The organism is Cupriavidus basilensis (assembly GCF_029335485.1).
GTDB classification, from domain to species: Bacteria; Pseudomonadota; Gammaproteobacteria; order Burkholderiales; family Burkholderiaceae; genus Cupriavidus; species Cupriavidus basilensis_E.
The window spans coordinates 1-9,398 of record NZ_JARJLM010000127.1 but is presented as its reverse complement, the minus strand read 5'-3'; the positions used below and the strand labels follow the sequence as shown (position 1 = coordinate 9,398).

The window sequence follows — 9,398 nt, the reverse complement described above, 5'->3', positions numbered from 1 at the left end:
CCGCGCTTGCCGTGCCTGCCTGGGCGGCGCCCGGCGCGGACGGCATGCTCGACGCCGATGCGCTGACCGTCACTGCCACCGCGGCGGGGGATGGCTTCGTGCTGGACGGGCAGGTTGCGCAGGTGTTCGACGCTGCCGGCGCGGACTGGCTGCTGGTGCCCGCGCGCCTGTCCGGCGATGCCGCGGGGCAGCCGGCACTGTTCCTGCTGAAAGCGACAGCGCTGGCAGGCCGGCCGGGTTTCGCGCTGCGCAGCCTGGACGTGCTGGACCGTACTCGTCCACTGGCGGATCTTGTCTTTGACGGGTTGCAGATAGAGGCGCAAGCCTGCCTGGCGCAAGGTGCCGGGGTGGCTGTGGGTGTGGGCGCCGCCATGTGGCATGCCAGCCTGATGCTCGCCGCCGAGCAGCTCGGCGGAGCCCAGCAATGCCTCGACCTTACCGTGGCCTATGCCGCCGAGCGCGTCCAGTTTGGCCGGCCGATCGCCTCCTTCCAGGCGGTCAAGCACCGCTGCGCGCAGATGATGGTGGCGGTGGAAGCCGCGCGCTCGGCTGTGCATGGCGCCGCGCGGGCCTGGCAGGCGGGCGCGGAGGGTGGCGCCATGGACGCAGCCAGGCTCGATATTGCCGCGGCGCGCCTTGCCGCTGGCGATGCCTTCGGCTTCTGCGCGCAGGAGGCCATCCAGCTGCACGGCGGCGTCGGCTTTACCTGGGAATACGACCCCCAGCTCTATTTCAAGCGCACGCAAGCCGCCAGCGGCTGGCTGGGGGGCGCCGCCGCCGCGCTCGCCCGCATCGCCGACGGCCTGCTGGCCGCATGAGCCAACTCAGCAGCGCAAGGATAAGCATGGATTCGAAGGAAAACCAAAGCGCCTCCGCCGGGGAGGCGCAACTGCGCGCGGAGGTGGCCGACTGGATGTCCGCCAACCTGCGCGGCGAGTTCGCCTGCCTGAAACATCGCGGCGGCCCCGGAGACGAAGAGGCGCATCCCGGGCTGCGCAAGGCCTGGGAGCGGCGCCTGGCCGAAGGCGGCTGGACCTGCGTGGGCTGGCCGCAGGCGCATGGCGGGCGCGGCCTGCCGGTGATGTCGCAGGTGATCTTCCAGGAGGAATACGCGCGTGCCGGCGGCCCGGGCCGCATGGGCCATATCGGCGAAGGGCTGATCGGTCCCACGCTGATCGCCTTCGGCAGCGAGGCGCAGCAGGCCCGCTTCCTGCCGGGCATCCGCAATGGCACCGAGTTCTGGTGCCAGGGCTACTCGGAGCCGGGCGCAGGCTCGGATCTGGCCAACGTGCGCACCCGCGCCGAGCGCGATGCCGCCACCGGCGACTGGCGCGTCAGCGGGCAGAAGGTGTGGACCTCGCTGGCCCACGAGTCGGACTGGATCTTCGTGCTGGCGCGCTGCGAGCCGGCTTCGCGCGGCAACAAGGGCCTGGTCTTCCTGCTGATGCCGCTGGCGCAGCCGGGCGTGGAAATCCGGCCGATCCGCCAGATGGGGGGCGGCGTGGAATTCAATGAGGTGTTCTTCGATGGCGCGCGCGCCGCCGCCGGCGACGTGCTGGGGGAGCCGGGCGACGGCTGGCGCATCGCCATGGAGCTGCTGGGCTTCGAGCGCGGCATCTCCACCCTGGGCCAGCAGATGCAGTTCACTCACGAGCTGGGCTGGATCGCCGAGGCCGCGCGCGCGAACGGCGCGTGGCAGGACGCGCCGCTGCGCCAGCGCCTGGCGCGCGCCTGGGCCGGCCTGCGGGTGATGCGCTACAACGCGCTGCGCATGCTGGATGGCGCGGAGCAGGGCGGTACGGCCGGTGCCGGTACGCCGCTGCGGCGCGAGGCCCTGATCTACAAGTACTACTGGTCCAACTGGCACCGCGACCTGGGCCAGCTCGCGCTCGACGTGCTCGGCCCGGACGCCAACCGCATCGACGAAGCCGACGCGCGCCGCACGCGCTTGCAGCAGATGGCGCTGTTCTCGCGCGCCGACACCATCTACGCGGGTACCAACGAAATCCAGCTCAACATCATTGCCGAGCGCGGGCTGGGCATGCCCCGCGAGGCCAGAGGACAGTCATGACTGAAACGGCAGACAAACAGCCGGCCGCCGGCACCCCGCTACCCCCGCCGGCCTATGTGGCCGGACACCAGTTGCTGGCCGGCAAGAGCGTGCTGGTCACGGCCGCCGCCGGCGCCGGCATCGGCTTTGCCGCAGCGCGCCGCTGCGCGGAAGAAGGCTGCCGCGCGCTGATGATTTCCGACATCCACGAGAAGCGGCTCTTTGAGGCCGTGGCAACCCTGCGCGCCGAGACCGGCCTGCAGGCGATCCATGGCCAGCTTTGCGACGTCTCCGACCAGGCCCAGGTGCGCTCGCTGGTGGCGGCGGCAGAGGAGGCCCTGGGCGGCACCGACGTGCTGATCAACAACGCTGGGCTCGGCGGCTCGCGCCGCCTAGTCGAGATGGACGATGCCGAGTGGTCGCGGGTGCTCGACATTACGCTTACCGGCACCTTCCGCATGACGCGGGCGATGCTGCCGCACATGCAGGCGCGCCGGCGCGGCGCCATCGTCAACAACGCCTCGGTGCTGGGCTGGCGGGCGCAGAAGGAGCAGGCCCACTACGCCGCGGCCAAGGCCGGTGTGATGGCGCTGACGCGGTGCAGCGCGGTGGAAGCGGCGGAGTATGGCGTGCGCATCAATGCGGTGGCGCCGAGTATCGCGCTGCACGATTTCCTGCGCAAGTCGGCGCCGGCGGCGCTGCTGCGTGAACTGGCCTCGCGCGAGGCCTTCGGGCGGGCGGCGGAAGTCTGGGAGGTGGCGAATGTGATGGTGTTTCTGGCTAGTGACTACGCCTCTTACATGACGGGCGAAGTGCTGCCGGTAAGCAGTCAGCGAGCATAGAGAAGTCAGGAGAGGTTTGGATCAAACAATGGAAATAACCATGCCGCGAGTGTTCGATTCCGCCGAGGCGCTGATGGGCGCCGTGGGCGAGCGCCTGGGCCAGAGCGACTGGACCGTCGTCACGCAGGAGCGTATCGACGGCTTTGCCGAGGCCACGGGAGACCACCAATGGCTGCATGTGGATCCCGAGCGCGCCGCGCAGGGCCCGTTCGGTGCCTGTATTGCGCACGGCTATCTCACCCTGTCGCTGGTCAATCAGTTCCTGCCGGAGATCCTGACGGTGGAGAACCTGCGCTGGGGCGTCAACTACGGTTGCGACAAGGTGCGCTTTCCGGCGCCGGTCCGGGTTGGCTCGCGCTTGCGCGGGGTCGGTGAACTGGTGCGTGCCGAGGCATTGCCCGGCGGCGTGCAGTCGGTGGTGCGCGTCAGCGTGGAAATCGAAGGCGAGGACAAGCCGGCCTGCGTGGCCGACACCATCAGCCGCTATTATTTTTGATCCTTCCAAGGAAAGCTGCATGAGAGAAGCAGTCATTGTCGCCGTGGCGCGTACGCCGATCGGCAAGGCGTTCCGTGGCGCCTTCAACGATACCGAGGCGCCGGCGCTGGGCGGGCACGTGGTGCGCGCCGTGGTGGAGCGGGCGGGGATCGACCCGGCCGAGGTCGACGACGTGCTGATCGGCGCCGCCGCGCAGCAGGGCACGCAGGGCTACAACCTGGGCCGGCTGTGCGCGGTGGCGGCCGGACTACCCGACAGCGTGCCGGGCATGACAATGGACCGCATGTGTTCGTCGGGGCTGATGACCATCGCCACGGCCGCGAAAAGCATCATCTGCGGCGAAGCCGACATCGTGGTGGCTGGCGGCGCCGAGTCGATCTCGCTGACGCAGAACAAGCACAAGAACGCCTACCGCGCGCAATCCGAAGCGGTGCTGGCCCTGCAGCCCGACGCCTATATGGCAATGATCGAGACCGCCGAAGTGGTGGCGCAACGCTATGGCATCGCCCGGGCCGCGCAGGACGAGTACGCGCTGCGCAGCCAGCAGCGCACCGCCGAGGCGCAGCGCCAAGGGCTGTTCGACGACGAGATCGTGCCGCTGGAGACGCGCCGCGCGCTGTTCGACAAGGCGGGCGCGCTCACCGGGCACGAGACCGTGCGCCTCGCGCAGGACGAATGCAACCGGCCGGATACCAGCGCCGACAGCCTGGCCGCGCTCAAGCCCGTATGGAGCGGCGGGCGCGCGGTGCCGCAAGGACTCCACATCACCGCGGGCAATGCCTCGCAACTGTCGGACGGCGCCGCCGCAGTGCTGCTGATGAGCCGCGAGCAGGCCGAGCGCCGTGGCTTGCGCCCGCTGGGCCGCTATCGCGGCATGGCCGTGGCGGGCTGCGGGGCGGACGAGATGGGCATCGGCCCGGTATTCGCCGTGCCCAGGCTGCTGGCGCGCCACGGCCTGACGGTCAAGGACGTCGGCCTGTGGGAGCTGAACGAAGCTTTTGCCTGCCAGGTGCTGTATTGCCGGGACATGCTCGGCATTCCGGACGAGCGCCTGAATGTCAACGGCGGCGCCATTGCGATCGGCCATCCCTTCGGCATGTCGGGCGCGCGCATGACCGCGCATGCCTTGCTCGAAGCGCGCCGGCGCGGGGCGGCACATGCGGTGGTGACGATGTGCGTCGGCGGCGGCATGGGCGCCGCCGCGCTGTTCGACGTGCTATAGCGGCCATTGCCGGTAGCAGTGCGAACGGCCAGCACAAGGCCGGCCATGCCCCCGGCACGGAGGAGACGACAATGAAAAGAGTGATTGGCATCGCCATGTCGCTGACGGTATTGGCCGCCGCGGCATGGTCCTTCTCGCCGCGGCCCTTGCCTGCCTTCGCCGCCACCGCGCTGCGGGCGGATCGCCTGCAGCTCAACGGCATCGCCCGCGCCGGCGAGCGCCTGGTGGCGGTCGGCGAGCGCGGCACCATCCTGCTCAGCGACGATGAAGGCGCGCACTGGCGGCTCGCCAGCGTGACGCCGGAGCATGGCGCGGCGCTCACGCAGCTTGCCTTCGCCGGCGGCAAGGACGATAGGGTCGGCGTGGCGGTAGGCCATGGCGGCTGGATCCTGCGCACCACGGATGGCGGCGAGCATTGGCGGCAGGTGGCCTTCGATGCGGCGCAGTCGGACCCCTTGCTGGGCGTGTGGGGGCAGGCGGCGGGCCCGTGGTTCGCCATCGGCAGCTTCGGGCGCTTCCTGGTGTCGCGCGACCAGGGCGCGCACTGGCAGTCCGCCGCCACGCCACAGATGCAGGACAAGCACCTGAACGGCATCGCCGGCGACCGCCAGGGCCGCATGATGCTGGTGGGCGAGAACGGCCTGGTGCTACGCTCCGCCGATGGCGGCGCCACCTGGGAGACGCTAAGGGTGCCTTACGAGGGCTCGCTCTACGGTGTGCTGCCCTTGCGCGACGGCACCTGGCTGGGCTACGGCATGCGCGGCAACGTGCTGCGCAGCGCCGACTTCGGCGCCAGCTGGGAGGCCGCCGAGGTGGGGCTCAAGACCTCGTTCTTCGGCGGCGTGCAACTGGCGGACGGCCGCATCGTGGTGGCTGGCCAGGGCGGCATGCTGGCCGTCTCGGCGGACGGCGGGCGTCACTTCAAGCCGGTGGCCGGCGGCAGCGCACAGACGCTGGCGGCGCTGATCCCGGCGACCGGCGCGGGGGCCCTGACGCTGGCCGGCAACGCGGGGATTTCCCGCTTCAGGCTGGCCCCGGATGCCGCGCCCTGATCCTCTCCCAGCCGCAACTTCGCACTCCACAGCATTGCATAGAAGCGAGAACGCCATGACCCGCCCCGACACCTCCGGCCCCCGGGCCGACACGACCCGCTTGAGCCGCTTGAGCCGCTTCGTCGCGCGTTGCGCGGACCTGCTGATCCGCCACCGCCGCCTGTTGCTGGTGCTGTGCCTGGCGATGACCGTGGCGATGGGCCTGTCCGCCACGCGCCTGCGGCTCGATCCGGGCTTCAACAAGATGATCCCGCTGCAGCATCCCTACATGCAGGTGCTGGGCAAGTACGCCAGCACCTTCTCGGGTGCCAATACCGTGCTGGTCAGCCTGCGCTGGAAGGGCGAGGGCGATATCTACAACCAGGCCTTCATGGACAAGGTGCGCCGGGCCACCGACGAGGTCTTCTTCATCCCCGGCGTGGACCGCGCGCGGGTGTTCTCGCTGTTCACGCCGAACGTGCGCTATACCGAGGTGACCGAGGCGGGTTTTCGCGGCGACGTGGTGGTGCCCGGCCGGTTCTCAGGCTCGCCGGAGCAGCTCGACCAGGTGCGCCGCAACGTGGCACGCTCCGGCCAGATCGGCCGCCTGGTGAGCAATGACCTGAAGTCCGCACTGATCCGCGCCGAACTGCGCGAAGTCGATCCCGTCACCGGCAAGGCGCTCGACTATGGCGAAGTGGCGCGCCAGCTGGAGAAGATCCGCGCCGGTTTCGCCGGCCCCGACGTCGAGGTCAATGTCATCGGCTTTGCCAAGCTGGTGGGCGACGTGGAGGAAGGCATCGCCGGGGTGATGGTGTTCTTCGCGCTGGCCTTCGTGGTGACGGCGCTGATGCTGTACTTCTACACACGCTCGCTGCGCATCACCCTGCTGGCGCTGGTGGTGGCGCTGCTGCCGGTGGCCTGGCTGCTCGGCTTGCTGCCGCTGCTCGGCTATGGCATCGACCCGATGTCGATCCTGGTGCCGTTCCTGATCTTCTCCATCGGGGTCTCGCACGCGGTGCAGATGACCAATGCCTGGAAGCAGGAAGTGGTGCAGGGCCACGATCCAGTCGAGAGCGCCCGCGCGGCCTTCTGCAAGCTCTTTGTCCCGGGCACGGTGGCCTTGCTGACCAATGGGCTGGGCTTCATGGTCATCATGCGCATCGAGATCGAGATCGTGCGCGAGCTGGGCATTACCGCCTGCCTGGGCGTGCTGCTGATGATCGTGACCAACAAGGTGTTCCTGCCGCTGCTGCTGTCGTACACGCGCCTGGAACCCGGCGTGGTGGCGGCCGCCCGCGCGCGCGGGGGGCGGCACGGCGCCTCGTGGGACCGGTTCGGCCGTTTTGCCCGCCCGGGGCCGGCGCTGGCGGTGTTCGGCGTGTCGCTGGCGCTGCTGGCGGTGGGCGCGCTGCAGTCGCGCGGGCTCAAGGTTGGAGATATCGGCAACGGCGCGCCCGAGTTGCGCGCCGACTCGCGCTACAACCGCGACAGCGAGAAGATCGTCGGCCAGTACAACATCGGCGTGGACGTGCTCACGGTGGTGGTGGAGCCCAAGGGCTTCGACGACGCCTGCCTGCACTATCCGGTGATGAGCGCGGTGGAACGTTTCGAGATGAACCTGCGCGGCGTGGCCGGGGTGCAGTCGGTGGTGAGCGTGCCCTCGCTCGCCAAGGTGGTGATCGGGGCCTACAACGAAGGCAACCCGCGCTGGGAGGCGCTGCCACGCAGTAGCGAAGGCCTGAGCCAGGGCGCCAAGGCCTTCGACCCGGACAATGGCATGAACACCTCGAACTGCCAGGCCATCCAGGTACTGATCTACACCGCCAACCATGAAGGGGCCACCATTGCCCATATCGTGAAGGAAATCCAGCGCTTCATCGCCGCCGACCATACGCCCAACGTGGCCTTCCGCCTCGGTGGCGGCAATATCGGCGTGATGGCGGCCACCAACGAAGCAGTGGAAGAGGCCGAAGTGACCATGCTGCTGGCGATCTTCGGCGCCATCACGCTGCTGTGCCTGCTGACTTTCCGCTCCTGGCGTGCGGTGCTTTGCATCATCGTGCCGCTGACGCTGGTGTCCATGCTGTGCAATGCGTTGATGGCATGGCTGGGGATCGGCCTGAAGGTCTCCACCTTGCCGGTGATCACGCTGGGCGTGGGGGTGGGGGTCGATTACGGCATCTATCTCTACGAGCGCATGCAGCACCAGTTGCGCGAGGAAGGCCAGGACTTGCCGCAGGCGTTCGCCGAAGCCATGCGCCAGCGCGGCACGGCGGCCTTGTTCACCGCCATGACGATGTGCATCGGGGTGGGCACCTGGGCCTTCGCCGCGCTCAAGTTCCAGGCGGACATGGGCATCCTGCTGGCCTTCATGTTCATGGTCAACCTGTTCGGCGCGGTATTCCTGCTTCCGGCATTGGCCAGCTGGCTGGGCGTGGAGGAAGAGGAGCGCGCCCGTGCCGGCAGGAAGACCGCTGGCGCGCAGGCGCGCGCGGCCGATATGGCCGCTGCCGGCGAGCGCGTGCTCAAGTCGGACGCGGCATGAGCGGCCGCGCCGCAGGCCGGTTCTAGTCCGAAGGGACGATGATCCGCTCGCGCCCGCTCCGTATCGTGGTGCGTGACCCTCGGTCCGGCGCGGAGGCGTGCCGGATCAGGGGCCGCAGAGCGCATAGAACTATCAGGAGAAGACATGTCCACACAAGGCTACAAGATTGAATCCCGGCCACCCGAGGCCCGCTTCGCGCGCGGCTGGCATTGCCTCGGGCTGGCGGACGACTACAGGGATGGCCAGCCCCACCGGCTCGACATCTTCGGGCGGCGCCTTGCCGCCTTTGCCGATTCAGCCGGCAATATCAAGATCATCGACGGCTATTGCCCGCACATGGGCGCGGATCTCAGCACGGGCACCGTGCAGGGCGACACCATCGCCTGCCCGTTCCACGGCTGGCAATGGGGCGGCGACGGCGGCTGCAAATCGATCCCCTACTGCAAGCGCGTGCCGCCCAAGGCGCGCATCGGCAGCTGGACCACCTGCGAGCAGAACAAGCTGCTGTTCATCTGGCATGACCCGCAAGGCAATGCGCCGCTGCCGGAAGTGGCCATCCCGCGCATCGAGGCCTGCTTCTCCGGCGAGTGGTCGGACTGGGCGCTGGACAAGATGCTGATCCACACCAACTGCCGCGAGCTGGTCGACAACATCTCCGACATGGCGCACTTCGGCACCGTGCACGGCGCCCCGGTCGATTACTTCGCCAACCTGTTCGAGGGCCACAAGGGCTCGCAGCTGATGATCGGCCGCAGCGCCAGGCTCTCCGGCGAGGACCAGTTGACCGCGCTCTCCACCTACTTTGGCCCGGCGTACCACATCACTGAAATGAGCGGGCGCATGGGCGACCAGCCGATCCACTCCATCCTGCTCAATTGCCATGTGCCGGTGGACGCCAACAGCTTCGACCTGCGCTACGGCGTGCTGGTAAAGCGCGTGCCGGGCCTGTCGGAAGCGCAGAACCGCGCCGTGGCGCAGGCCTACGTGGAACAGGCGCGCGGCGCTTTCTACGAGGACGTGGTGATCTGGGACAGCAAGATCCGCATCGACAACCCGCTGCTGTGCGAGGGCGACGGCCCGATCTACCAGATGCGCGACTGGTACGGGCAGTTCTACACCGACATTGAAGACGTGCGGCCGGGCAGTGTGGCGCGGCGCAAGTTCGAGCTCAATATTGCCGGGATCGAGCCGCCGGCGTTGCATCACGTG

Annotated in this window: 8 protein-coding genes; all 8 read left to right on the top strand. The window is 68.9% G+C overall.

The window, feature by feature from the left end:
* Positions 1–818, top strand: an 818-nt coding sequence (locus tag P3W85_RS07145; RefSeq protein WP_276264267.1) for an acyl-CoA dehydrogenase family protein, incomplete at its 5' end; no start/stop codon positions are given.
* 26 nt (positions 819–844) lie between these two features.
* The gene (locus P3W85_RS07140; RefSeq protein WP_276264266.1) at positions 845–2,071 is read left to right on the top strand and encodes an acyl-CoA dehydrogenase family protein; all 1,227 of its coding nucleotides are present in this window, start codon (positions 845–847) and stop codon (positions 2,069–2,071) included.
* Entirely contained in the window at positions 2,068–2,892 is an 825-nt protein-coding gene (locus tag P3W85_RS07135; RefSeq protein ID WP_276264265.1) for an SDR family oxidoreductase, read from the top strand. Before P3W85_RS07140 ends, P3W85_RS07135 begins: the two co-directional genes overlap by 4 nt.
* 40 nt (positions 2,893–2,932) lie before the next feature.
* Entirely contained in the window at positions 2,933–3,388 is a 456-nt protein-coding gene (locus P3W85_RS07130; RefSeq protein WP_276264264.1) for a MaoC family dehydratase, read from the top strand.
* A gap of 19 nt (positions 3,389–3,407) precedes the next feature.
* Positions 3,408–4,610, top strand: coding sequence for an acetyl-CoA C-acyltransferase (locus P3W85_RS07125; RefSeq protein ID WP_276264263.1), 1,203 nt, complete (start codon positions 3,408–3,410; stop codon positions 4,608–4,610).
* A 71-nt stretch (positions 4,611–4,681) separates the two neighbouring features.
* Entirely contained in the window at positions 4,682–5,662 is a 981-nt protein-coding gene (locus P3W85_RS07120; RefSeq protein WP_276264262.1) for a WD40/YVTN/BNR-like repeat-containing protein, read from the top strand.
* Between the two features lie 55 nt (positions 5,663–5,717).
* Positions 5,718–8,189: an efflux RND transporter permease subunit gene (locus tag P3W85_RS07115; RefSeq protein ID WP_276264261.1), complete on the top strand. Its 2,472-nt coding sequence runs from the start codon at positions 5,718–5,720 to the stop codon at positions 8,187–8,189.
* Positions 8,190–8,333: 144 nt separating this feature from the next.
* The coding region (locus P3W85_RS07110; RefSeq protein WP_276264260.1) for a Rieske 2Fe-2S domain-containing protein at positions 8,334–9,398 on the top strand (1,065 nt) is incomplete at its 3' end.